Here is a 25,580-nt window from a genome sequence, read left to right on the forward strand (position 1 = left end):
AGGAGTGAGTAAATAGTAGTGAGTCGGTTATCCTGCACACTTAATTCGGCAAATATAGGCTAAATGTGGCACCCTCGCCGGGTTGGCTGGTAGCCGTAATGGCGCCACCGTGATTGATGGCTACTTTCTCACAGATGGCCAGCCCGATGCCCGTGCCTGCAAAGGTACTTTTGCCATGTAGGCGCTGGAACACCTGAAAAATACGGTCGAGGTATTTCTGGTCGAAACCGATGCCGTTGTCTGATACATCCACTCGGTAATATGCATTGACCGCCCGCGCCGGTTTGATACCCGGTGGCAAATCGGTGGCCAGTACAACCTGGCTGCTCACCGTGATGCGAGGGGGCAAAAATTGGCCATCCGGGCCGGTTTGCCGGAATTTGAGCGCGTTGCTCAGCAGATTCATAAATAGTTGACCCAGTTGGGAGCGGTCGCCCAGCACGGTTGGAAGTGGGTCGATTGCGATTTCGGCCCCGGTCTCGTCGATAACCAGATCGAGGTCGCTCAACACGGTTTTTACAATCTCGGTTAACGACACCGGCCCCGAAATATCCTGTCGGGTCGAGATGCGGGAGTACGTAAGCAGGTCGTTAATCAGAATCGACATTCGGCCCGCAGCCGTTCGCATCCGGTTGAGGTGTTCAACGCCCGCGCCAAGTGCTTCGCCATGGTAGGTCTGGAGTAAATCGCCGAACGACTGAATCTTGCGCAGAGGCTCCTGCAAATCATGCGAGGCTACATACGCAAACTGTTGCAGGTTCTGGTTGGAGCGTTCGAGGTCCTGAATGAGGGCTTTGAGCTGTTGCGTACGTTCTTCCACCTGTTGTTCGAGGGCCATCTGGGTCTGCCGTTGTTCGGTAACATCCTGCGCCGTACCGGTCATCCGAACAGGTCGGCCGGTTTTGTCGAAGTAAGCTTTGCCCATAGCCCGCAGCTGCCGTTGCTGACCTGTTTTGTAATGGATCACGGTAAACTCAACGTCGATAGCACCGCCCGTATCCGGCCGAAGCGCGTGGGCAATTGCCTGTTCTACCCGCTCCCGATCGGCCGGAGCAATGGGGTTGTAGCCTGTATTGTGTACGGTTTCGACTCCTTCAAAGCCAAACCAGGCCCAAAGCCGCTCGGAATAGGTCATGTGTCGGGTGCCAGCGGCCCAGTTCACATCCATGTTCCAGGTGGCCAGCTCGGCCAGTTCGATGGCCCCGCGGAGCGATGCTTCGGCTTCTTCGACCCGCTCTTTGGCCACGGCCAGGTCGGTCACATCGGCGGCAGTACTCATCACCCCATACACCCGGCCGTTGGCATCAAATAGCGGGGTGAAGTTGTAGTTGTAGTACGCGACTTTGGGCGTGCCGTGGGTATGCAAAACAAGCCGATGGTTTTGGGCGGAGTAGGGAATCCCCGTATTGAAGACCTCATCGAGACGTTCAAAAATCTGCTGGCTACCCAGCTCGGGCAGTACGTCGGCGTAGCGCTTGCCAATCACGTCGTTACCTTTACCCCAGGCATCGATAATTGACTGGTTGGCCAACTGAATCCACATTTCCCTGCCCACGTACACCCCAATCGGGAAGGGTGCGCTGTTGACCAGGCTGCGCAGATTCTGTTCGCTTTGCTCGATGGCCTGCCGGGCCTGTAGCTGGGGCGTCACATCCTGAATGATCCCATTGATCGCCGTTGGTACGCCATCCTTGAACGTTACCTCGCCGATACTCCGTAGGTGCCGGACGGGTTTCCCCGGTGCTTCGGCCAGGCGGTACGTAATATCGTGCCGGCTGTTTGCCTCCGACTGTAACGATTCGGTGATCACCTGTTCTACATGGGCCCAGTCGTCGGGGTGCACTTTCCGATAAATCAGGTCCATCGGGTTGGAGGCCGTTTCGAGGCTCATCCAGTCGCGGATATTTTCGGAGAAATCACCGGTGCTCGTTGTCAGGTCAATCCGGTACGTACCCATGTGCGCCATTTCGAGCGCATTCTGGAGATACGCTTTTTGTTGGGCCAGTTCCTGCTGAATCTGCACCTGCCCGGTCACATCGACGGCAATATCCAGAATGGCGTACACCTCACCCGCTTCGTCGAAGAGTGGGGTGTAGGTGATGTTATAGTAGTTGTGGTTCAGCTGGCCGTTCTGAACAATTTTCACGAGCGAATCGTAACTCTTAAACTGTTGTCCGGTGGTTCGTACACCCTCCAGAATGTTCAGAAAGGGTTGGTTTTCGGTGATCAGTTCGGGCATGACCTCCCGCAGTGGCTTGCCTACAATGTCGGGGCCTTTGCCCACAATGTCGATAAAGGCCTGGTTGGGCAGCTCCACCACCAGATCGGGTCCTCTGAACACCCCGATGGCTACTGGCGCGGCCGCAATGAGCGACTGTAGCCGGGCTTCGCTGGCGCGCAGGGCCTGCTCGGCCTGTTTGTTTTCGGTAATGTCTACACACGAGCTGATATACCCCGCAAATGAGCCATCGGGCCGGAACCGGACCGGCCCTTTGGCCAGAAGCCACCGGTAGTCGCCCGTGGTGGTGCGTAACCGAAACTCACCACTAAACGGCTCTCGTTTTTGAAATGCGTTCAGGTAGGTATTTACGTATTGCTCCCGATCGTCGGGGTGAACCAGATCGGCCCAGCCATAGTCGAGCAAATCCTCCGTCGACCGGCCCGTAAGGTCAACCCAGGCTTTGTTGAAATAAGTAGCCCGGCCCGTTTCGTCGGCAACGGCAATGAGCACTTCGCTGCCTTCGGCCATGGTCTGGAAGCGGGCCTCGGTTTCGCGCCGGATCTGATCGGCACGTTGTTGCTCCGTGATGTCCTGGAGCGTGCCGTTGATTCGGTAGGCCCGTCCGTCGGGTCCAAACTGAGTCTTTCCCTTGGCGCGAACTATCCGCTGCTGGCCGGTAAGTCGGCTCGTAATGGTGTATTCCGTTTCGTACTTACCCGATGAGCCCGGCTGCATGGCTGCATCGAGCGCCCTGAATACCCGCTCCCGGTCGGCATCGGCAATGATGTCCGTCAAGGTCATTACATCGAGTGGGGCATCGGCTGGCACTCCAAACCACTCACCCAGCCGGGTATTGATCCGCAGCGAGTTTGTGATGGGGTCAAGGTCCCAGATACCCAGTTCGGCGGCTTCGATGGCAAACGCCAGCTCTTCGCTGCTTTGGTGGGCCTTCTGGCGAGCGTTCATCTCGGCCGTGCTGTCACGGAACGAGTACACCACACCATCGTCGAGTTTCACGGTTACGGTATCGTACCACTGTTCGGTTTGTTTCCCCAAAAAATGGCGGACCTGTTCAATCGTTTGACCGGTTTCGACCACCTGCACAAAATCGGCAAACAACCCGGCTTCGCGGTAGGCGGGGTAGACTTCCGAAAATCGGAGACCGACCAGATCGGCCCGGTTGAAATTCTCTGCGGCCAATCGGTTGGCGAGCCGGTGCTCAAAATCGATGATGGTGCCGTTGCTGTCCCGAACGCAGTGAAGCACGCTGATACCGGCAATGGCTCCGTCGAAAACAGCCCGGAGCAGGTCGGCCATGTCCTGTTGCTGCTGTACAATGGCGCGTCGGGCGGTGATGTTTGTACTGACAGTAGCCAGCCCGGAGACCTCACCGCTGAACGGATTTCGGATGGTGAATGCGTTCCAGCCAAGCCAGAAAGGCTGTCCGGTTTGAGCATTAACGCAGCGTATGTCCTGCGAAAACCGCCCGTTGGTTTCGATTTCGGTCAGTTTCTGGAGGGCCAGTTCCCGGTCGTCGGGGTAGATACTATCCAGAATTGCGTTGCCCTCTGCGCTTTCCCAACCGAGCATTTCCCGGCCAGCGGGGTTGAGGTATTGAATGGTGCCGTCGAGCGAGGCAAGACCGATAAACTCATGGCTGGCTTCGATCACCGCCACAAGGTTGTTTTTCTCGGCTTCGGCCAGTTTCTGATCGTGCACATCGACCACCGTGCCCAGCATACCCCGGTATTCGCCATTGGACCCAAATTGTGGGGTGCCGGTGTCGACGGCCCACCGGTATTGTCCGTCTTTCTGACGGAGTCGGTAAAGGGCCGAAAAGGGTTTATGCTGCTTGTTGGCTTCGATAAATACTTCGCTAGCCTGCTGAGCATCATCGGGGTGGGTAGCGTTGAGCCAGCCAAAGCCAATAGCTTCGGGTTCGGTTTGCCCCGTGATATCAAACCAACGTCTATTTATATACGTACAGTAGCCGTCGGGGCGGGTTTGCCAGATGATGGCCGGTACCGAGTCGGTGAGTTCCTGAAAATGAACCTCGCGGGCGAGAGGCTCCTCGGTGAGATGGGGTGTTGAAGCTGTGTCGGATAGGGTAATCAGCACCCCGCCGATGGCAGTTTCATCAAAAATGGGCGTAAAACCAAACGGAATTCCCTGTGTGCCGGTGGCAAGGGGCACGCCCGTTGTCATTACCTGCTCTATGAGTGGGCAAATCGTTTTCCAGTCGATACCCAGCAGACTATCAGCCCGTTGACCTATTGCCGAAAAGCCGGGCAATAGGCGTTTCCGGAAGGCATCATTGTGAAAGCAGATGGCCGACGGCCCCCAGCATAAGGTCATGGGGGTTGGTGCGTGCAACAAAATCCCTACGGCCGTACGCAGACTCTGCGGCCATCTGTCGACGGGGCCAAGGGGAGTGTTTGCCCAGGAATACGTACGGATCGCTTCGCCAGATTGGCCACCTCCTTGCCAGAAAGCGTAAGTAGGTTTAGCTGACGGTAATGACATAGAAGCAGATGGAATGGATGAAACGACGCAGCGGGATGGTGGGCAGACCCGTACGATACCCGGCGGAGGGGTATCGTACGTGATCAAATATACAATCGGCTACCCGTGTTTGGGGTAGGTACCGGCATTTCTATACCCAGTGGTCTACCGAAGGTTACGACCTTCGGTAGATTGGGGACAAGATGACCTCGAAACCGGTTAGTAGCCCCGGTTGTCGGGCTCGGCGATGGGGTCGCGTGGGCTGTCAGTGCCTTGCCCAAACCGCCGGTAGGCTTCTTCCAGAATAGTGACTGTGGCACTCGTACCAATACGCCCGACGCCCAGCGCCCGGGCTTCGAGCAGTTCATCGAGGGTACGGATGCCCCCCGACGCTTTGACACCTACCCCTGGCCCGACGTGTGCGAGCATGAGCCGCAGGTGCGGCAGCGTGGCCCCTTTGTAACTGTAGCGGCCGTCCGGGCCTTTCACAAACCCAAAGCCCGTTGAGGTTTTAACGTAGTCGACCCCAACGGTGGTGCAGATTTCGCACAGCCGGGTTATAAACCGGTTTTCGGGTAGGTAGTCTGTCTCGAATATAACTTTGAGCAAGGCATTGTAGGCGCGGCAGGCCTGGTGTACGGCGGCAATTTCGTCGTGGACATAGGCCCAGTCGTCGGCCAGCACCTTACCGATGTTCACGACCATATCGATTTCAACGGCCCCATTTTGGCAGGCGTCTATCGTTTCGGCCACTTTGACGGCGATTGCGTGGCTCCCCGACGGGAAACCGATCACCGTGCCAACCCGAACGTCGCTGCCCCGGAGTTCGTCGACGGCGAGCCGAATGGCGTAAGGTTTTATGCAAACCGAAGCCACATTGTATCGGCGGGCCGTTTGGCAGCCTTCCCGCATTTCGGCATCGGTCAGGGTAGGGTGCAACAAGGCGTGGTCGATCATCCTGGCGACCTCGTGAATAAGCAAATGGGTTTCCATACGGCAAAACCGACACCGGCCGGTAAAAACGAATGGGGCAGGTCGGGAGACAAAAGTACGCACCCCGGCCACCAATCGCTAACCCAACCCAACCGGGGCTACACCCATTTGGCCAGAAACTGGTTGAAGGGCTCCTTGTACTGGTCGCTGACCGGAATCTGGATGTTCCCGATCTGGATACTGTTTCGGGTAACGGCCGTGATCTGATTCAGGGCTACAATAAACGAGCGGTGTACCCGCATAAACCGCTGGGGAGGCAGTTTTTCTTCGAGTGCCTTGAGGCTGGTGAGCGAGAGCAAAGGCTTGTTGGGACTGCTCCGAAGGTGAACCTTGATGTAATCTTTAAGCCCCTCGATGTACAAAATATCGTCGAACGCAACCCGAACGAGCTGATACTCGACTTTCAGAAACAGATACTCTTTTTCAGGCTCGGCTAGGGGGGCGGGGGCCGTCGGGGCAATGGTTTCGGGGAGAGCCACCACCGGCCGACGAATAAGCCCGTAATACGACTGTGCCTTGAGGGCTGCCCGCAAAAACTCCTCGTAATTGAACGGCTTGAGCAGGTAGTCGAGCGCATCGACCCGGTAGCCTTCCAGCGCGTACTGGTTGTAGGCAGTGGTGAAAATGACACGCGGCACCGGGCGTCCGCTTGCACCGGGGTCGAGTACACGGGCCAGCTCAAGCCCGGTAAGGTCGGGCATTTGAATATCGAGAAACAGCAGGTCGATGGGCTGTTCGTGCAGGCCGCGCAAGGCTTCGATGGCGTTGCTGTAACGGCCCGCCAGTTTCAGAAAAGGCGTTTGTTCGATAAAAGCACAAACCAGACCGAGGGCCAGCGGTTCGTCGTCGACAGCGATGCAGGAAAGAGTCATGATCGGATCAGTATTGTCGTTACAGGGCGTGAGGAAAACAAGCCCAAAATAACTCAATATTTTTCCTTACCGACGTACCGCTCATCCTTTTACTTCCGGTTGGTTTGTCAACTTATACGTTCAATACCAGATCTACAACGTATTCCTGGTGGTCGGCATCCAGATGGGTATCGAGCTGATACTGGTTGGGGTAGAGCAAATCGAGCCGACGCCGGGTGTTGTTGAGGCCAATGCCACTGCCCGCTTCGAGCGATGCCGTCGGGTTCTTTTCGGGGAAAACCGTGTTGCGCACCTGCATCCGTAACTGGTGGTCGGGTTGGGTAATGTCGATCTCGATCCGGCTGGGCAACAGGGCACTTACCCCATGTTTAAACGCGTTTTCGACAAACGGCAGCAGGAGCATCGTTGGGATAGAGGCATCGCGCAGGGGCGTAGGCTGCGTAAAGCGCACCGTTACCTTATCAGTCAGGCGGAGCTGCATCAGTTCGATATAGTCCTGCACAAACGCGATTTCCTGGCTGATCTGCCCCGAACCATTGGGGTTTTCGTACAACACGTACCGCATCATGCGCGAAAGGCGGTGCAGGGCCTCGCGGGCTTTGACCACATCAATCAGCGTGAGGGCGTAAATGTTGTTGAGGGTATTGAAAAAGAAGTGCGGGTTTATCTGGGTTTTCAGAAACAGCAGTTCCGAGCTGATTTTTGCCTGTTCGAGATCCTGCCGAAGCTGGGCGTCGCGCTGCCACGTCCGAACGGCCGTAATGCTGGTGCTGATCCCCAAAATAAACAAGGTGCTGAGCAGCGTGAACTGAAACCGCTTGCCCGACCGGGCCGGGGGGGGCGTGGTTTCGTCAGGATGGAAAGCCCGGTGGATGAGGCCTGGGAGATCGAAGTAGCTTTCAAACGCCCAGATACTTGCCAGAATAGCCATTATTACCACAGCCAGGGTTCCCATGTACAGGCCCGTGCGGTCGCGGAGGAGTAGCCGGGGGGTCAGAACTTCGGAGTTTAGGTAGAAGGCCCCAATAAGCAGTGAACAGAGCAACCCCTGTTTCACCCAGAACAAAACGGGCCAGTCGACATCCGTCGTCAGTGGCTGATAGAGCAGAAAAATGAAAACCAGTAGGCCCCAACCCAGAATATGGATCAGAATCGGAACATAGTGGCGCATGATTTTAGCTGACATCGGCGTATGAATAAACAAACGTTACGGGGCTGTGTGTTGACTACTATTGACCGTACAAGGGTGCAGAATATCAAAAGAGTGTAAACATACAATGGCTTTAGCATATGCGGTAGTGCCTAATAGATAGGGAGCGAAAATCCATCGACTATACGGCTGTTTTGCTCTCCCAACTGAGTTTGGGCAGGTAGGCATACGGGAGCCGGAGAGCAGCAGGCGTTCGTCGGCAAAAAGGACGGTTCGGCCGATACATGCCTATCCCTTGTCTATTGTATTTTTTTATGAATGGAGGGGGCTGTTGGTTTGTGCCCATCATTCATTACACCCAATTCCGATGAACCGAATTAATCTACTCCTGCTTGGCGGGGTGTTGTTGCCCATACAGATTGCGTTTGCCCAGATGCCCGGTGGTTTTGGCGGCTTTGGGGGCTCCGGCAACGGCGACCGGCGTAATGCGTCGAACCCGACCGGAATGCCCGCCGGTGCGCCCGAACAACCACAACCTAAAGGCAACGGTAAAATAGGTGGTTTGCTGATGGACTCGACCACCAATAAGCCCGTTGAGTTTGCTACCGTGGCGCTCATCAGCCAGAAAACAGGCAAAGCCATCGACGGAACGACCGCCGACGATAAGGGCCGGTTTACCCTCACAAAAATTGCCCCCGGCGACTACAACCTGCAGGCTACATTTCTAGGTTTTCAGGAGAAGCTGATTCGCAACATTAAGGTGGAGAAAAACGCCGATATTCAGGTGGGAATCATCAAACTCTCGCCCGATGTACGGACGCTGTCGGAAGTAGAAGTGACTGGTCAGCGGAGTATCGTTGAAGAGAAAGTAGACCGGCTGGTGTACAACGCTGAGAAAGACGTGACCAGCAAAGGGGGCGATGCCGCCGATGTAATGCGCCGGGTGCCGATGCTCTCTGTTGATTTGGACGGAAACGTGTCGCTGCGTGGAAGCAGCAACGTACGGGTGCTGATCAACAACAAGCCTTCAACTATTGTGGCTGCAAGCGTTGCCGACGCCCTGAAGCAGATTCCGGCTGATATGATTAAGTCGGTGGAGGTGATTACCTCGCCCTCGGCCAAGTACGACGCCGAAGGATCGGCCGGGATCATTAACATCATCACGAAGAAAAATACCTTGCAGGGCGCTACCCTCAACGTAGACGGGGGCGTAGGCAACCGGGGCACCAGCCTGGGCCTGAACGGCAACTACCGCACGGGCAAAATGGGCTTTTCGCTCTCAGGGCACGGCCGGGCCATGTACAACATCAAAGGGCAGTTTACCAACGAGCAGATGCGCGGTTCGCTCAAAACCATGCAGGAGGCCGATACCCGCAACAGCGGCTTGCACGGATTCTATAACCTGGGCTGGGATTACGACATCAACTCAAAAAACGTCATTACGGCGGGGGTTCGGTACGGTACGCGCAACCAGTTGTCAACGCAGGATCTGTTTACCCGCACCTCCGGCGGCACGCTCCCGGCTGATGTGACCTCGTTCCGGCACGTCGACATTAAAGACTTGTCGGGTACGGTCGATGTCAACGTGGATTATACCCGTACGCTCAACAAGCCACAACAGGAATTGAGCGTTCTGACCCAGTTTAGCCGGAACAACCGGACCAACAACTTTATTTCTGATTTATTCAACGAGACCCGCGCCAACGTAATTGGCGGTACCCGCAACGACAACCAGAGCTTCAACCAGGAAAGCACCGTACAGGTCGATTACCAGTCGCCTATTCGGAAAAACCAGATGCTCGAACTGGGTGGTAAGGCAATCTTCCGGCAGGTGAACAGCGATTTCCGGTACCTGACTCTCCAGAACGGTTCATACACCGAGCTGCAACCCGCCAATGCGCTCGACTACGATCAGAATGTAGTTGGCTCGTACCTGTCGTACACTTACCAGTCGAAATCGAAGTACACTCTGAAAGTAGGGGGCCGGTATGAGTACACCATGATCGACGCCCGTTTTCAGGCAGAGCAGTCGGCCTCACCGATCAATATTCCGAACTACGGCAACTTTGTACCCAGCATCAACCTGTCGAAAAATTTGGCCGGTGGTAAGACGATCAAACTGGCGTACAACCGCCGGTTGCAGCGGCCGGGTATTCAGTTCCTGAACCCGAACGTGAATGCGGCCAACCCGCAAAACATCACGGTGGGTAACCCTTACCTCTCGCCCGAACTGAGCGATAACCTCGAAGCCAGCCTGAGCGCCTATATCAAGTCGGTGTACCTGAACCTGACGGTATTTGGTCGGCAAACGAACAACTCGATTCAGAGTATCCGCACGGCCGACGACCGGGGTGTGATCACCACAACCTACGACAACATCGGCACGGAGAAAGCCACGGGTGTCAACCTCTTTGGTAACGCGACGCTGTTTTCGAAATGGCAGATTGGCGGTGGGTTCGATGCGTTCTACGTGTACCTCTCCAACAACAACAGCGGCACCATCATGGACCCGACGCTCCGGCAGAGCAACTCAGGTGTGGTGTTTTCGGGCCGGATGTTTACCAACCTGCAAATCAAAAATGGCTGGGGTATTCAGGGCTTTGGCGGGATGCGGGGCAACCAGATCAACCTGCAGGGCACTACGGGGAGCTTTTACATGTACAGCCTCGGGGTTCGGAAAGATTTCCTGAACAAGAAGGGTAGCCTGGGTGTAGCCGCCGAAAACTTCCTGACCAACTCGATGAAGGTTCGGACGGCCGTGAGCACGCCCACGTTCTCGCAGAACAGCCTCAACCAGATGTTCAACCGGGGGGTACGCATGACGTTCTCGTACAAGATTGGTAAAATGAGCTTTGAGCAACAGCCCCGCCGGAAGCGGAAGTCGGTTAGCAACGACGACGTGAAAAGCGACGGTGGCGGTAACGACGGCGGTGGTCAGCAGGCCGCTCCGGCGGCTCCGGCCGGTGGCGGCAATCGGCCCCGGCAGTAAAATGGTTTTTTGATTCTGGTTTTTGGTAGCCGACACTCCAGATTTTGGGCGGTGAGTTGTCGGCCCTGAAATCCGCATACAGCTGGCGAGTTGTGCCTGCCTAAAGTGAGCTCCTGGTCCAAACCGATGCCGATGCAGGGGTGCATAGGTTAGGTCAGGAGCTCAGACTTTAGGTAGGCACAACTCGTCAAGTTTTATACCTTTACGGTGCTCAAAACGCTTTACCGGGCGTAAGCCCACCTACAATGAACCCGATCACAAAATCAATGTCGCGCCGGTCTGTTCTGAAAGCCGGTGCCCTGGCGCTCACTGCGCCTTTACTGTCGAAGCTGGATGCCCTGGCCCTCGCTCCCAAGGCGGCCGGTCTGCAACTCTATACGCTGCGTAACGAACTGGGCAAAGACCTCGAAGGGACCATTGCCAAAGTCGCGCAGATCGGCTACAAGAAAGTTGAGAACTTCGGGTACGCCGACGGTAAGTTTTTCGGCAAAAGTCCCAAAGAATACGCGGCTCTGCTCAAAAACAATGGGTTGATGGCCCCCAGCGGTCACTATCTGTTGGGCAAAGCCATGCCGAACATGAAAGGTACCCTGATGAACGACTGGAGCCGGGCCGTAGACGATGCCGCCGAACTGGGCCAGCAGTACATGATCTGTGCGTTTCTGTTCCCCGATGAGCGCAAGTCGCTCGACGATTACAAGCGCTACGCCGATCTGTTCAATAAGGCCGCTGAAACCTGCAAAGCGCGGGGTATTCAGTTTGGCTACCATAACCACGATTTTGAGTTCATGGAAGTGGAAGGGCAGGTACCGTACGATGTGTTATTGAAAAACACGGACCCGAAGCTGGTGAAAATGGAGCTGGACCTGTACTGGACGGCCTTTGCGGGTAAAGACCCTGTAGAGCTGTTCAAGCAGAACCCCGGCCGGTTCCCGCTCTGGCACCTGAAAGATATGGCCAAAACCGAAAAACGCGAGTTTGCTGAGGTGGGCACGGGCAGCATTGACTTTGCCCGGATTCTAAAGGCCAAAAAGACTGCCGGTTTGGTGCACTCATTTGTGGAGCAGGACGTATGCCAGCGCCCCCCGCTTGAGGCTATCGCGATTAGCTACCAGAACGTGCAAAAGCTGAATATTTAAGCACCGAAAGCGCGCTTTAGCCGATGCGCCCCCGAACCCGTAGAGCCCAGGTACGTGCCTGGTCGCGCACGGGTCCGGGGGCGCATCAGTGCGTTATGGGGGGCGGTAGGAAGGTAAAGGAAAGCAAACAAGCCGCCCAACCCTTGATTTGAGGGAGATTTTGTCGGTGTTTTGTCTTTGCCTTAGTGCAGGATTTGTTCTTCACTCTTTTATTCACACGCTCTGTATGACGACTGTCGGGCTGTTTGTACCCTGTTACGTTGATCAGTTTTATCCCAAGGCGGCCATCGCCACGCTCGAACTGCTTGAGAAACAGCAGCTCAACGGCGGGCCCATACGAGTCGTGTTTCCCAAAGGTCAGACGTGCTGCGGACAGCCCATGGCCAATTCTGGCTTTGAGCATCTAACCAAACCCCTCAACGAGCAGTTTGTTGAGCAGTTTGGCGCGGTGGATTATATCGTGTCGCCCTCTGGAAGCTGTGCCCTGCACTTGAAAGAACACCTGCATTCGGACCGAAACGAAGACCGGGCCACGGCTACGCGTCAAAAAATTTACGAGCTGACCGAATTTCTGACTGATGTGGTGAAAGTAACCCACTTGCAGGCCCGGTTTCCGTATCGGGTCGGGTTGCACCAAAGCTGCCACGGGTTGCGCGGGCTGCACCTGTCACAAATGAGCGAGTTGGTGGCGTCACCGTTTTCGAAGCCAATGCAGCTGCTGAGCCTGGTCGACGGTATCGAGATGGTCAACCTCGACCGGCCCGATGAATGTTGTGGGTTTGGCGGTACGTTTTGCGTGGTCGAAGAAGCTGTATCGGCCAAGATGGGCAAAGACCGGGTGGCCGATCATGTGCGGCACGGAGCTGAGTACATCACCGGGGCCGACCTGTCGTGCCTGATGCACCTGGAAGGGATTCTCCGTCGGCAAAACAGCCAAACCAAAGTGATCCATATTGCTGAAATATTAAATAGTTAAGAGTTAGATGAGTGAATAATGTAAAATGAATTATTGGGTTATCTGCTGAAAATCAGCATATTTCGTTATTTATTTTACACTGTTCATTATACATTAATCTTAACTCCTAACTTTCAACTCCCAACTCACATGAACCACCCTCAGCGTGCCGAAGTGTTCAACCGCGACGAAGATCGGGTCGACTGGCATGATAAAACCCTTTGGTGGGTTCGGCAGAAGCGCGACATGGCGGCCCACAAACTGCCGGAGTGGGAAGCCCTCCGCGAAGCTGCCTCGCAGATCAAGCATAATGTACTGTCGAATCTGGATGAGTACCTGATTCAGTTCGAAGCGCATGCGCAGCAGAACGGGGTCACGGTGCACTGGGCAGCCGATGCGACCGAACATAACCAGATTGTGCACCGGATTCTGGTCGAGAACCGGGTGACGCAGATGGTCAAGAGCAAGTCGATGCTGACCGAAGAGTGCCACCTGAACGAGTATCTGGAGCGGAACGGCATTGAAGTGATCGATACCGATCTGGGCGAGCGCGTGGTGCAGTTGGCGGGCGAACCGCCAAGCCACATTGTGATGCCTTGTATTCACAAGAAAAAAGAGGAAATCGGGGAAATTTTCCACCACCATATGGGTACCGAAGCGGGTCTGAGCGACCCGCAGATTCTGACCGGGCTAGCCCGCACCGACCTCCGGCAGCGGTTCCTGACCCGTCGGGTGGCCCTCACCGGGGTCAACTTTGCCGTTGCCGAAACAGGTGAGTTTGTTGTGTGCACCAACGAAGGCAACGCCGATATGGGCGCGCACCTCGCCGATGTGCACATTGCCTGTATGGGCATGGAGAAAATCATTCCGAAGCGCGAGCACCTGGGCGTTTTCATCCGGTTACTCGCGCGGTCGGCCACGGGGCAACCGAGCACCACCTACACCAGCCACTTCAAAAAGCCCCGCAACGGGCAACAAATGCACCTCGTGATTGTCGATAATGGCCGGACGGTGCAACTGGGGCGCGAGGATTTTCGGAATTCGCTCAAGTGTATCCGGTGTGCGGCCTGTATGAATACCTGCCCGGTGTACCGACGGAGCGGGGGGCATAGTTACCATACCGCTATTGCCGGGCCTATTGGCTCTATTCTGGCCCCTAATCTGAACATGGCCGATTACGCCGACTTGCCCTTTGCCAGTACGCTCTGCGGATCGTGCAGCAACGTGTGCCCGGTCAAGATTGACATTCACCAGCAGCTCTACAAATGGCGGCAGGTGCTCGTGCAGCAGGGGCACGTAAGCGCGTCGAAAGCGGCCAGTATGCAGGCTATGAGCACCGTACTCTCCAACCGGCGGGTGTTTGCCGTAGCCGGTAGCGCAGGCCGCACCCTCATGCGCTGGTTCCCCGGTATTGTGAGCAACCGCCTGAATCCCTGGTACAAACAACGCGAAATGCCCGAACCACCCAAAGAGTCGTTTCGGGAGTGGTACGAGAAAAACCGCTAACGCTAAAACGAAATACGCCTTGAGCCCTCGCGATAAAATACTACAGGCCGTTCGGCAGAATAAGCCCGCCCTCACGGCCCTGCCCGCTATCCCGGCGAGCAACACCTTTGCCGACCGGGTGGTGGAGCGGTTTACCGAGATTCTGACCACCATTGGCGGGCAGGTAGTGCCCGTGCCCGATCTGAACGGTGTGGCCGCGTACATCCGAAGCCACTACCCGGCCCACCGGGTTATCACCACGCTCCCCGAATTAGCCGAGGTGGCCGAAGTACAGTGGCAGGATACCAGCCCCCACCAACTGGCCGACGTAGAGTTTGCCGTGCTCAACGTGCACTTTGGTGTGGCTGAAAACGGGGCCGTCTGGATTACCGACCCCCTGATGATGCACCGGGCGTCGCCGTTTATCTGTCAACATCTGGGCGTGGTGCTGTCGGCGGGCCAAATTGTCCCGACCATGCACGAGGCCTACGCCCGCATTGGCTCGGCCGACTACGGATTCGGGTTATTTATTGCGGGTCCGTCGAAAACGGCCGATATTGAGCAGTCGCTCGTGTTGGGCGCCCACGGTCCGAAAACGATGACCGTGTTTTTAGTCGATTGACCCGTTCTGTTATGCGTTATAGCAACCTGCTGCGCCCGTTGTGGCTTCTTCTTATCAGTTTGCCCGTCTGGGCGCAGTCGCCGTACAAACCCTGGATGCTGGGGCCGTTTCAGAAGCAGAATAGGGTAAACCCGATCATCACTCCCTTGAAAACAACCACGTTTGCGTGCCCGGTTCGGGGCGAGACGGTTCGGTGGGAAGAGAAAGACGTGTTTAACCCGGCGGCCGTGGTGCGCAATGGCAAGGTGTACATGATTTATCGGGCCGAAGATGTGGTGGGCAAACACGCCGGTACCTCGCGGCTGGGGCTGGCCGTCAGTACCGACGGTATCCATTTTAAACGAATGCCGCAGCCTGTATTTTACCCCAACCACGACGCCATGAAGGTGTATGAATGGGAGGGAGGTTGCGAAGACCCCCGCGTGGTCGAAAGCCCCAACGGGGTGTATGTGATGACCTACACGGCCTACGACGGCGACAAAGCCCGTCTGTGTGTAGCCACCTCGCGCGATTTGCAGACCTGGCAGAAGCAGGGGCTGGCCTTCGGCGATGCGTACAACGGCCGGTATCGTAACGAATGGTCGAAGTCGGGAGCCATTGTATGCAGGCAGGTCGGTAGCCGGATGGTGGCGCAAAAAATAAACGGCAAGTACTGGATGTACTGGGGCGACCAACCCCAATTGTACGTGGCCACATCAGACGACCTGATTCACTGGACACCCCTCGAAACCGAGTCGGGCCAACGGGTGAGTGCGGCCAACTCGCGGAAGGGGAAGCACGATGTCCGGTTGCTGGAGCCCGGCCCCTATGCGATGCTCACCTCCAAAGGGATTCTGCTTATTTACAACGGTATGAACGAGGCCAAAACGGGTGAGCCTAATCTGCCTGAAGGGGCGTATGCCGGTGGTCAACTGCTGTTCGATGCCGCCAACCCCACCCGCCTGATCGACCGTTCGGAAACGTACTTTATCAAACCTGATCAACCCTACGAGACCGACGGGCAGGTGAATCAGGTTTGTTTTCTGGAAGGTATGGTGCCCTTCCGGGGCAAGTGGTTCCTGTATTACGGCACCGCCGACTCAAAAATCGCCGTCGCCGTTGCCGGACGGTAGGGCTTAATAAAGCGATGACATCTCTCCAAACGAGATGTCATCTCCAGGTCTCACCCTTACCGCTTCTTCTTGCCAGAAAAACTCCGGGTGAATTTGCGCTTGCCCTCAGAGGGGGCGTTTTCTTTCTTTTTGGGGCCACCGAGCAGCTTTTCGGCCAAATCGGGGCGTTGGAGCCGGGTCAGTCGGTTCCGAATCCAGTCTTTGTATTCGGGTTTGTACCAGAAGAAATAGCGGTTTTGCGCCTGTTTTTCTTCCCGTGTTTTGGCCGTTTTTACGGGTTTCAACGTGTACGGATGCACGCCTGAGTAGTAGATCACCTCGGCCACCGTCATGGGCGTGGGCGTAAAGTCCTGCACCTGTTCGAGCTGGAAACCCATGTCTTTGGTCTCGGCCGCCAGGTTAGCCATGTCGGCCTCCTCGCAGCCGGGGTGCGACGAAATGAAGTACGGAATCAGCGGCTGACTCAGGTTGTGCTTGTCCTGAATCTGATCGTATTTCCGCTTAAACTGCTTGAAGTATTTGAACGACGGCTTCCGCATGATCCGCAGCGTATCGTCGGCGGTATGCTCAGGGGCCACTTTTAACCGGCCCGACACATGGCGCGTAACGAGTTGCTCCATGTATTCGTCGTGGTTGCCGTCTTCGTTGTTCTTGTTAAAGTCGTCGACGAGCAAATCGTACCGTACCCCCGACCCTACAAACGCCTTCTTGATCTTCGGGTGGGCATCTACCTTCCGGTACAGCTCCGTAAGCGGTTTGTGCGACGTGTCGAGGTTGGAGCAGATCACCGGGTGAATACAGCTTGGGCTCTGGCAACGCGCACAAATCGACTCGTCTTTACCCTTCATCTTGTACATATTGGCCGACGGCCCGCCCAAATCAGAAAGGTACCCTTTGAACTCCGGGTGTTTCGTGATTTCTTCCACCTCCCGCATCACCGACTGCTCACTGCGCGACGCAATAAACTTGCCCTGATGCGCCGAGATGGTACAGAAACTACACCCCCCAAAACAGCCCCGGTGCATGTTCACCGAAAACTTGATCATCTCGTAGGCCGGAATAGGCCCGCGCTTTTTGTATTTGGGGTGGGGCAGGCGTGTGTACGGCAAATCGAACGACTTGTCGATCTCGGTTTCGTCCATCGTTTTAAACGGCGGATTAATCACCAATACCTGATTGCCTACGGTTTGTACAATGCGGTTGGCCTGCCACTTGTTCGACTCGACCTCCACAATTTTGAAGTTGGCCGCGTACGCAATTTTATCTTCCAGGCACTTCTCATGGCTTGCCAGCTCTACCGTGTTCCAGTTGTTGTAATCACGGAGTTCGGTGCGGGCATCGTGCATAAAGGCCACCTGATTGATGTTCCGCATCGACGAAAAGGGTACGTTTTTGCGTACCAGTTTCAGCACTTCGCGGAGGGGTTGCTCGCCCATGCCGTACACCAGCATATCGGCCCCCGAATCGACCAGAATCGACGGCATGAGCCGGTCCTGCCAGTAATCGTAGTGAGTTACCCGGCGTAGCGAAGCCTCAATGCCGCCCAGCAGCACGGGTACGTCGGGGTACAGCTCTTTCAGGATTTTGGTGTACACGATGGTGGCATAATCGGGGCGGAAACCCGCTTCGCCACCGGGCGTGTAGGAGTCGTTGGAACGCAGACGTTTGTTGGCCGTGTAGTGGTTGACCATCGAGTCCATGCACCCGGCCGTTACGCCGAAGAAGTATTTAGGACGACCAAATTTCTTGAAGTCCCGCAGGTCATCTTTCCAGTTGGGTTGGGCGATAATAGCCACCCGGAACCCCTCACTTTCCATAATCCGGCCGATTACAGCGGTTCCGAAGGCCGGATGATCCACATAGGCGTCGCCCGACACCAGCACGATATCGACCTCGTCCCAGCCTCTTTTCTCAACCTCCTGTTTGGTCAGCGGCAACCAATCCGTAATGGGTCTTTCAATCATGAGTACGTGAATTGTCTATCAGCAAAACATCGAATATAGGAAAAGATTCCCGGTTTGAGCCGGTTGGTTTTTGGTTGTCTTTGATAAAAATAGACTGCTAACGTCGATGGAAGCTCTTGTTGAAATCTCACCCCACGAACGTGAACGTGGAAAACCTATGCCCAATGCCGTACATGGCTCTATTCAGGCCAACATTTCTTTTGAATTGAAACTTCGGTATCGTGGTACACATCGCATCATGTCGGAGGTTTCGTTAGCCACTACGCCTTATGGCACCACACCGGATGTGGTCGTTTACCCAAATTTTCAGTTTGATTACGAACACGAGCCTGCCAAACGTTCTGACCCGCCCCTAACCTGTATTGAGATTACCGGGCCGCCGTCGCGGTCAGCGAGCCAAAGCACCGACGAGATGGTGACTAAAACCAATGCCTATTTCCGTTTCGGGGTGAAGTCCTGCTGGATCGTGATTCCCATTCTGCGGGCTATTATGGTCTTTGACAAGCCCGGCCACTACGAATTCTTTCACCACGACGATACCCTCCGCGACCCTCAAACGGGTTTTGAGTTGCCGCTTTCGGGAGTGTTTGTGTGAGAGTAGACGTTGTGTTGCCCTCGGTTTCGATGGCAGGCCCTGTATTTGCCTAAAGGGGGCGAACAAAGTAAGCTATAAAGTTGATTATGTGCTACGTAGATTGATATCAATTTCCGGTACCTTTAGTTAAAGTCTGCGTTTTCTTATACCAACGCTCGTTACGCTCATCTTCCCATAGGTATAGTAAATAATTTTGTGTGGCAAAATCATTGTAACTAATCTCTAATCCATTGAAACTACACTTGATAATTAAAAAATTATACGGGTCTTGTTCAATCCAAATTATACTTTCGTACCGAATAGTAAGCGTTTGATTTTCCTTTAAAGTTTGATCACTAAAAGCTTCTTGTTTAGATAAGAAGTCTATATCACGTGCTTGAAGGGTACAAGGATACTCCCTGCCAAATATATAGATTCGGTTAGGGTTGATCTGGCAACGCATATAAACCCTTAGATCAGGATGCTGGTTAAAATCGGGAGTAAAGCCCGGTTGGTTTTCTAATTCGAGCTTGTAGACATCACCGGTGCTTCCAGAATCGAACCAACTGCTTTTTAATTTAACTGTTTGCGTCGGTAACCCTTGATGTCGGTGTTGAATGATAATCTCATTAATAGGGATTTCTATTTGCTGATTACGGTTGAGAGAAAGGTGTGCTGATCTGGCAAAAAAACCAACTTCAGTAGCTCCCAATATTTGTTTAAGGGTATTCAATGAGTCTTCGCTTAGTATGCTCTCAACCGTATTCATGCAGTGACAAATTAGATAACTGTCAAATCTTTAGTTGTCTTTTTGACTCGTGCCATTGCTGCTCTGCTTGAGTTACATTCTTTTCTGACCAGTCGCAAATTAGCCTTGTTCTTATGGTAGGCTCTAAAATCTTCAGTCAAGCTTTCGTCTTTAAAAATGATTTGATTTTGAGCATTTGAGGTGTATTCAATGGCCTCTAAATCAAGGTTAGTCACCTCTTTAAAACGGTCAACAATAATTGAGAATGTATTAGGCTGCCGATGGTCCACGACAAGCTCAGTCCACTTTGATAAAACTCCTGTTTCCTGACACTTTACTTGACCTTTGAGGGAGTGGGTATCAAAATATGCTTGCTTCACCGCACGAATATCAGCGTGAACCGAGTTTCGGCAAGCCACATAAAACATCTTTTCTGAATTGTGCTCTTTGTTGTTGATCAACATCAGGTATGATATGTACTGACTTGTGCCATCAGCATAAAATACTTCAAAACACTTGGTGTTGAACTGCACACGAGCTACCTGTATATCTTTTATGTAAAAATTATCTTCGCTCTGACCGGTACTATTTTCAACTTTTTCTGAATCCTCATTTTCGAGTTCTATTTTTTCATCCTCCGTCAGAGAGTTCAAATAGTCATACTCGAGGAGGTTAGCAACCGCTTGTAAATCAGAATCGCTCAATGATTCACCGAAGTTATAGGAGTTCAAAATTGCTTTGTAGTAAGCAAGTGCGTCTTTCTTAAACTTAAACTCGTTTTGTCCTATTTTGAGTGGCTTTGCCATTTTTACCTGTTCACTTTGTCGGCAGTAACCCGCCTGGTAGGTTTGATTTTCCTTACTCAAGCGTTCTCCTTGTGGCCCGGAACCCAGAAATGGATGCCTAAACGCTGCCCTCAGTGGCCTGCAACCTGTCGACCGCAACCTAAAAATGGAAACACTTTTTTTGTAGTTCACTCAACGCCCGCAGGAGTTGATGGCGAGCGAGAGGCCACCTGAACGAACGTACCTGAACCTTTACACATCCGTTTGGTTGGGCTGAAAACGCTGACTTACCGGCTTGCAGCCTGTCGCCCGCGACCCGCCCACGCGGAGCGGCTAAAGTCGGATCCTAAACTCACTTGGCACTTCTAATTCTGGTGTGACGTTTCGCAAAGCCAAAAACAATAGCGAGTTCGTCAGAGTCAAAACCTGAGTGTAGATTTTAAGACGGATACGCTGTTTGGAGTCGGACATTTGGATGATGTCCTTTGTGCCGTGAAATATGTTATTGCGAACGCTTGAAATTAACCGAATCAGTTTCTTATGACCTCTGGCGGTTAAATTTTGATTTTCAAAGGCTTGCTTGAACGCCTTAATAAACTCGTCTTTGTCCGATTGGCTAATTCTCGAATCAGGTTGTATGTTCTCCAATTCAAGAATAACCCTGTCCAAAGGCATATTGAAACGAATTTCTTGAAGACATTGTATCAACTGCTCTCTGGTAAGGTGTTCATGAATGAACTCAATCAAATTTTTGATTTTGTTGAACTCGCTGATGTTCTCTGCATCATTTTCAGAAAACTGATAGTTTATAACTTGCTTATTTTCTATGCTTGCCTTCCAATCAACAGAGTAGAACGTATTGAAGGAAAAGTAAGAGTAGATAAATTTTGAAGGTTCAAACAGCTTCCAAGAATCTGGCTCATACTCAACCATATGCTTGAACCTTGAAGCTACTATATGTAGCGATTGAAGTTGTGATAGCTCTTCCTTGAAAGCCATGTGATAGCTGTTTTAAACATCAAATTGCAAACATCAACTGTCCCATCTGGGGTGTTTACCTTGTCGCCGGAAACGCTAGAATAGAAGCCCAAATCTGCCTAATTCCGGCGTTCGCCCTGTTAATCGAGGCCCGCCCCGCAAGTCCAAAGCCGCATAACCGAAACGTGTGCTTTGGCGCCAGAACGCTGGCACTCACGCACTGCTTGTTATGCATCACCCAACGACCACAGGAGCTGATGGGGCGTAGCTCCTTTACACCCCCAGATAGTAGGGTTGCTACTTCGTGAAGGGACATGCTTGTTGTTGCACGAGAGATGGCAGCGCGGAGCGAATTAGGGCTTTCCTGCACTTAACAATTTGGGTAAGTAATCAAGTGCCAGAGGATCTCGTGGCTTAAAATAATTTTGAGCACACTCAGGTATCCAGACCTCATCAACAAACTTAATAAAGATTGGTAAAAGGTCATTTGTGTATTGGCGTGCTTCACACTCAAATCCATTTGGAAACTTATGCAAATACATTTTGTGAGTATCTGTCAGGTGGGGGAAATGGTCTCGTAAATGTTTAGCGAACCGCTGACCCACACTTACATCTGGCCGAATTTCTTTACCATCAAAAGCTTTGTTTGGTATTTGATACCCTGCGTTCTCAAATCGGCCATAAAGTCGAATGAATAATTCACTAATTACCGAAAAATAGCCCCTTTCTGTTCTGTCCCAATTGTCATTAAAGCGAACTACGAAATTTGGAGTTTCAAGCCTATTAATGCCAAAGCTACCTGTCTTTCTGATGGCTGGAATAACTTCTTTCGTTACCCATTTTCTAAACTGCTTCGCGTTAGGCTTGTTGCTTTTAAAAACCAAAGCGTACAATCCACTCTCTGAAATTAAGCTAACGTTCCTGTTTTGACCTGATATCGGTAATACCGAGGTCAGCTTTTCATCGTCATCGAGCCTTGAAACAGCATCACTTGTATTTTTGATGTCCAATAAGGAACATACTTCCGAAGCTACGAACCAGACATCTCCGTTAATTTCGACCGTTGTTAGGTTTCCAAGTTGTTCTTGTTCTTCTTGATATTTAAAAATTTGAAACTGCATTGAAGTTTATTTATTAGGTGAGTGGTTTACTGATTTCTGAAAGAAAATTTATTGTTTCTTCCATTCACTTCACATCTCAAAGGGCTACCTTAGGCCCAAGTGTCATCTGTCAGCTGAAAGATGAAACACGGACGAAAGCCTGAACTCAAACAAGTTCGCTTTGTCGCACGAGGGACGGCAACGAAAGTACTTGAATTAACCCCCAACACTATATTGTACGCAAACTCACTTAATTATAACTTGTTGACTTTCAACAAAAAGTAGTTAAGTGTTCGAGAGGTGGCATGATCCGCCCACAATCATACATACGTAAACGTTCTCCTGCAACAGGTGTGCCCGAAAGCGGGCTTACTTTCTATTAAGCGTGGCCTAAAAAAATACCGGGGGCGAATTGTTGCCAATCCGCCCCCGGTGAAAAGGTTACACGTTAAGGTGTTACTCCCCTTTGCCGCCCGACATTTTGGCCGGGGGGGCTTCGTTGCCTTTCTGGTTGGCCGACGTACCCACCGGGTCGCCTTCCTTGTCCAGCTCCACAATTTCGTAGCCCAGTTTCTCCAGGCTCGGCTTGATGCGCTGCTTGTTGCCCACCACCGTAATAATCATGTTATTGACCGGCAGACGCTTCTTCGCAATGGCATCAATCTCGGCTTTCGTGATCTTGCGCAGGATGTCGCTTTGCTGCTCCACAAAGTTTTTGGGGAGGTTGTAGTCGATAATCCGGTTAAGGAAAAATGCCTTTTGAAGCGAGGTTTCGTAGCGCAGGGCATCGCTTTGGCCGAGTGAGCTTTTTACAAAGTCCAGCTCTTCGGGCGTGATACCCGACTTGGCGTACCGCGTCATTTCTTTCACAAACTCAACCACCGAGCTATCCGTAGCGGCTGCTTTTACACCGGCCTGCGCCGTAAAAGGCCCCGGTGTGTGCGTGCTCGCGAAGCCCGAACGGGCCCCGTACGTAAAGCCTTTGTCTTCGCGCAGGTTCATGTTGATCCGGCTGTTGAAGGCACCGCCCAGCATATAATTGGCCAATGACGCCCGGTAGTAGTCGCCGGTGGCATCGTAGGGCAGGTCGGTCAGGTAGCCGATCCGAATTTCCGACTGAGCCGCCTGCTCCTTGTCGATCAGGTACAGCCGCGTCTTGTCGACTTTGCGGGTCACGGCGGCCGTGGGCACCGTGACGGGTTTAGCCGCCCACTTGTTCAGGAAAGCCAGCTTTGACATGATGGCTTTCTGCTCCACATCGCCCACAATTACCAGATTCGTCACCGTGGGCGACAGGTATTTCTGGTAAAACGCCTTCACATCGTCGAGCGTGATGTTTTCTACGGTGCGGGTGGTTCCGCTCACGGGTACTGCCCGGATGTTACCCGCGCCGTACAGCAGCTTGTTGTACGCTTTGTTGGCAATTACAACGGGCTGCGTGCTTTGGTTGGCAACCAGTTCAATTTGCTGCTTCTTCAACCGGTCGAAGTCGTCGGCCGAGAACCGGGGGCGCAGGAGTTTTTCTTCGAGCAGGGCGAGCGTCGAGTCGAGGTTTTTTACCAGCGATTCAACCGAGATATTGATCTCTTCGGTGCTTGCCCGGATGCTGATGTCGCTACCCAGTTTGTCGAGTTTCTGGCTCAGTTGCTCGCTTGTAAAGTTCTGGGTAGCCTCGTTCATCAGCGACGCCGTCAGTTGGGCAATACCCGCCTTGCCGGGGTCGTTGGCCGAGTGCAGGTGCCCGCCCTTGATCGTAAACAGCATGGTTACGGTCGGCACTTCGTCGTTGCGGGTACCGATGATCTTGATACCGTTGGCGAGTTTGTCATTCCAGAACGGCGGCACTTTCAGGGCCGGGTTGGGGCCGGGACCGGGCTTCACGCTGCGGTCAAACGAGTCTTTCGGCTTGTTGTATTTCAGGCCAGCATACCCGTAATCGGGAGCCTTGTAGCCTTCCGTCGAGATCGTGTAGTTGTCGGGCGTGGTTACGGTTTCGGGCTTGCCTTTGGGGTATACCGTCAGTACTACCGCATTTTTACCCTTGATGTACTGGTTGTACACCCGCATCACATCGGCCTTGGTTACGCTCTGAATGCGCTTCAGCTCCTGTGGCAGGTAGTTGGGGTTGCCCAGAAACGTCTGATAAGCAGCCAACTGCGACACCTTGCCCGATACGCTCGACAGGCCCTGAATCAACTGGGTTTCGCGGGTCGCGCGGAACTGCGCCATGTCATCGTCAGTAACGCCCCGCTTCTCAAACTCGGCCATTGTCCGGCGAATGAGCGCCTGCGTGCTGTCGATGCGTTTGCCGGGGAACGGCAACACCGACAGGGCAAACTGACCGGCGAGTTCAGTAGTGGGGTGACCGGCGTTGGCCTGTACGGCAAACTGGGTTTTCACCAGATTTTTGTAGAACAGTGAGGTACGGCCACCGCCAAGAATCTCGGCGAGGGCGTCGAGCGCAACTTCGTCGGGGTGGTAGTTGGGTACGGTTGGGTACGCAATCTGCAACATTGGGAACCGGACGTTGTCTTCGTACGACACGTAGCGGTCTTTTTCGAGCACCACCGCCGGTACAATTGTCTTGCTCACCTCGGGGCCGCGCGGAATCGTACCGAAGTATTTGTCGGCAAGGGCCAGCACCTGTTGGGGCGTCACGTCACCGCCTACGGTCAGCACGGCATTGTTGGGGCCGTACCAGCGCAGGAAGAAGTTTTTTAGGTCATTTACATCCACCCGGTTCAGGTCTTCTACGTAGCCGATAGTCAGCCACGAGTAGGGGTGACCGTAGGGGTAGAGGTTCTTGGCGATGTACTCGCCCGCCAGTCCGTACGGGCGGTTGTCGTAGTTCTGGCCGCGCTCATTCTTCACGGTAGCCCGCTGAATTTCGAACTTCTTCTGGGTTACGGCATCAAGCAGAAAGCCCATCCGGTCGGCTTCGAGCCAAAGGGCCCGCTCCAGCTGATTGCTCGGCAGGGTTTCGTAGTAGTTGGTCCGGTCGCGGTTGGTCGAGCCATTTAGGGTACCACCCGAAGCCGTCACGATTTTGAAGTGCTCATCGTCGGCAACGTGGTCAGAGCCCTGAAACATCATGTGCTCAAAGAAGTGCGCAAAGCCTGACTTGCCAATTTCTTCGCGGGCTGAGCCCACGTGGTACGTCACATCGACGTGCACAATCGGGTCGGAGTGGTCTTCGTGCACCACCACCGTCAGGCCGTTGGGAAGTACGTACTTTTCGTACGGAATCACTAGTTCGTTGCCCTTGCGGGTTACTTTTTCGACCAGTTTCGCCTGCGAATAGGCGGTTCCGACCGACACCAGCCCGACAATGGCAAACTGGAGTAAAGAAGTGAGTTTCATTCAGTAGAATGTATCGGTGAAACGACGAAAT

The 25,580-nt window shown here is 53.6% G+C and carries 17 protein-coding genes; 7 read left to right on the forward strand and 10 right to left on the reverse strand.

Annotation, left to right across the window (positions count from 1 at the left end):
• Positions 1–40: 40 nt before the first annotated feature.
• The 4 genes from RUDLU_RS28550 to RUDLU_RS0100370 all read right to left on the reverse strand — a co-directional run bounded on the left by RUDLU_RS28550 (position 41) and on the right by RUDLU_RS0100370 (position 7,759).
• On the reverse strand, positions 41–4,576 hold the full coding sequence (locus RUDLU_RS28550; protein ID WP_019986343.1) for a PAS domain S-box protein: 4,536 nt from the start codon (positions 4,574–4,576) through the stop codon (positions 41–43).
• Between the two features lie 366 nt (positions 4,577–4,942).
• Positions 4,943–5,716 carry a deoxyribose-phosphate aldolase gene (gene deoC / locus RUDLU_RS0100360; RefSeq protein WP_027302627.1) on the reverse strand — a complete coding sequence of 258 codons (774 nt, stop codon included), beginning with the start codon at positions 5,714–5,716 and terminating at the stop codon, positions 4,943–4,945.
• Between the two features lie 98 nt (positions 5,717–5,814).
• Positions 5,815–6,588 (reverse strand): LytR/AlgR family response regulator transcription factor, encoded by a 774-nt coding sequence (locus RUDLU_RS0100365; protein WP_019986345.1) that lies wholly within the window; start codon positions 6,586–6,588, stop codon positions 5,815–5,817.
• A gap of 112 nt (positions 6,589–6,700) precedes the next feature.
• Positions 6,701–7,759, reverse strand: a complete 1,059-nt coding sequence (locus RUDLU_RS0100370) for a sensor histidine kinase (RefSeq protein ID WP_245581604.1) — start codon at positions 7,757–7,759, stop codon at positions 6,701–6,703.
• Between the two features lie 346 nt (positions 7,760–8,105).
• On the opposite strand from RUDLU_RS0100370, the gene RUDLU_RS0100375 reads away from it, so the two are divergent.
• The 6 genes from RUDLU_RS0100375 (at position 8,106) to RUDLU_RS0100400 (ending at position 16,040) form a co-directional block, all read left to right on the forward strand.
• Positions 8,106–10,727, forward strand: coding sequence for a TonB-dependent receptor (locus tag RUDLU_RS0100375; RefSeq protein ID WP_019986347.1), 2,622 nt, complete (start codon positions 8,106–8,108; stop codon positions 10,725–10,727).
• Between the two features lie 245 nt (positions 10,728–10,972).
• Positions 10,973–11,866, forward strand: a complete 894-nt coding sequence (locus RUDLU_RS0100380; RefSeq protein WP_019986348.1) for a sugar phosphate isomerase/epimerase family protein — start codon at positions 10,973–10,975, stop codon at positions 11,864–11,866.
• A gap of 226 nt (positions 11,867–12,092) precedes the next feature.
• Positions 12,093–12,842, forward strand: a complete 750-nt coding sequence (locus RUDLU_RS0100385; protein WP_019986349.1) for a (Fe-S)-binding protein — start codon at positions 12,093–12,095, stop codon at positions 12,840–12,842.
• Between the two features lie 129 nt (positions 12,843–12,971).
• Entirely contained in the window at positions 12,972–14,327 is a 1,356-nt protein-coding gene (locus tag RUDLU_RS0100390; protein ID WP_019986350.1) for a lactate utilization protein B, read from the forward strand.
• 19 nt (positions 14,328–14,346) lie between these two features.
• Positions 14,347–14,928 (forward strand): LutC/YkgG family protein, encoded by a 582-nt coding sequence (locus RUDLU_RS0100395; RefSeq protein ID WP_019986351.1) that lies wholly within the window; start codon positions 14,347–14,349, stop codon positions 14,926–14,928.
• Between the two features lie 11 nt (positions 14,929–14,939).
• Positions 14,940–16,040, forward strand: a complete 1,101-nt coding sequence (locus RUDLU_RS0100400) for a glycoside hydrolase family 130 protein (RefSeq protein WP_019986352.1) — start codon at positions 14,940–14,942, stop codon at positions 16,038–16,040.
• A gap of 56 nt (positions 16,041–16,096) precedes the next feature.
• Here the strand turns inward: RUDLU_RS0100400 and RUDLU_RS0100405 are convergent, their stop codons facing one another.
• Positions 16,097–18,004 carry a YgiQ family radical SAM protein gene (locus RUDLU_RS0100405; protein WP_019986353.1) on the reverse strand — a complete coding sequence of 636 codons (1,908 nt, stop codon included), beginning with the start codon at positions 18,002–18,004 and terminating at the stop codon, positions 16,097–16,099.
• Between the two features lie 157 nt (positions 18,005–18,161).
• Between RUDLU_RS0100405 and RUDLU_RS0100410 the strand changes: the two genes are divergently transcribed.
• Complete coding sequence (locus RUDLU_RS0100410; RefSeq protein WP_019986354.1) at positions 18,162–18,599, forward strand: Uma2 family endonuclease; 438 nt, start codon at positions 18,162–18,164, stop codon at positions 18,597–18,599.
• 106 nt (positions 18,600–18,705) lie between these two features.
• Here the strand turns inward: RUDLU_RS0100410 and RUDLU_RS0100415 are convergent, their stop codons facing one another.
• The 5 genes from RUDLU_RS0100415 to RUDLU_RS0100435 all read right to left on the reverse strand — a co-directional run bounded on the left by RUDLU_RS0100415 (position 18,706) and on the right by RUDLU_RS0100435 (position 25,549).
• The gene (locus RUDLU_RS0100415) at positions 18,706–19,347 is read right to left on the reverse strand and encodes a hypothetical protein (RefSeq protein WP_019986355.1); all 642 of its coding nucleotides are present in this window, start codon (positions 19,345–19,347) and stop codon (positions 18,706–18,708) included.
• 11 nt (positions 19,348–19,358) lie between these two features.
• Positions 19,359–20,132 (reverse strand): DCL family protein, encoded by a 774-nt coding sequence (locus RUDLU_RS0100420; protein WP_019986356.1) that lies wholly within the window; start codon positions 20,130–20,132, stop codon positions 19,359–19,361.
• Positions 20,133–20,444: 312 nt separating this feature from the next.
• Positions 20,445–21,110 carry a hypothetical protein gene (locus RUDLU_RS0100425; RefSeq protein WP_019986357.1) on the reverse strand — a complete coding sequence of 222 codons (666 nt, stop codon included), beginning with the start codon at positions 21,108–21,110 and terminating at the stop codon, positions 20,445–20,447.
• Between the two features lie 332 nt (positions 21,111–21,442).
• Complete coding sequence (locus RUDLU_RS0100430) at positions 21,443–22,210, reverse strand: BRO-N domain-containing protein (protein ID WP_019986358.1); 768 nt, start codon at positions 22,208–22,210, stop codon at positions 21,443–21,445.
• A gap of 435 nt (positions 22,211–22,645) precedes the next feature.
• Complete coding sequence (locus RUDLU_RS0100435) at positions 22,646–25,549, reverse strand: M16 family metallopeptidase (protein WP_019986359.1); 2,904 nt, start codon at positions 25,547–25,549, stop codon at positions 22,646–22,648.
• Between the last annotated feature and the right edge of the window lie 31 nt (positions 25,550–25,580).

Source organism: Rudanella lutea DSM 19387 (assembly GCF_000383955.1).
GTDB lineage: Bacteria > Bacteroidota > Bacteroidia > Cytophagales > Spirosomataceae > Rudanella > Rudanella lutea.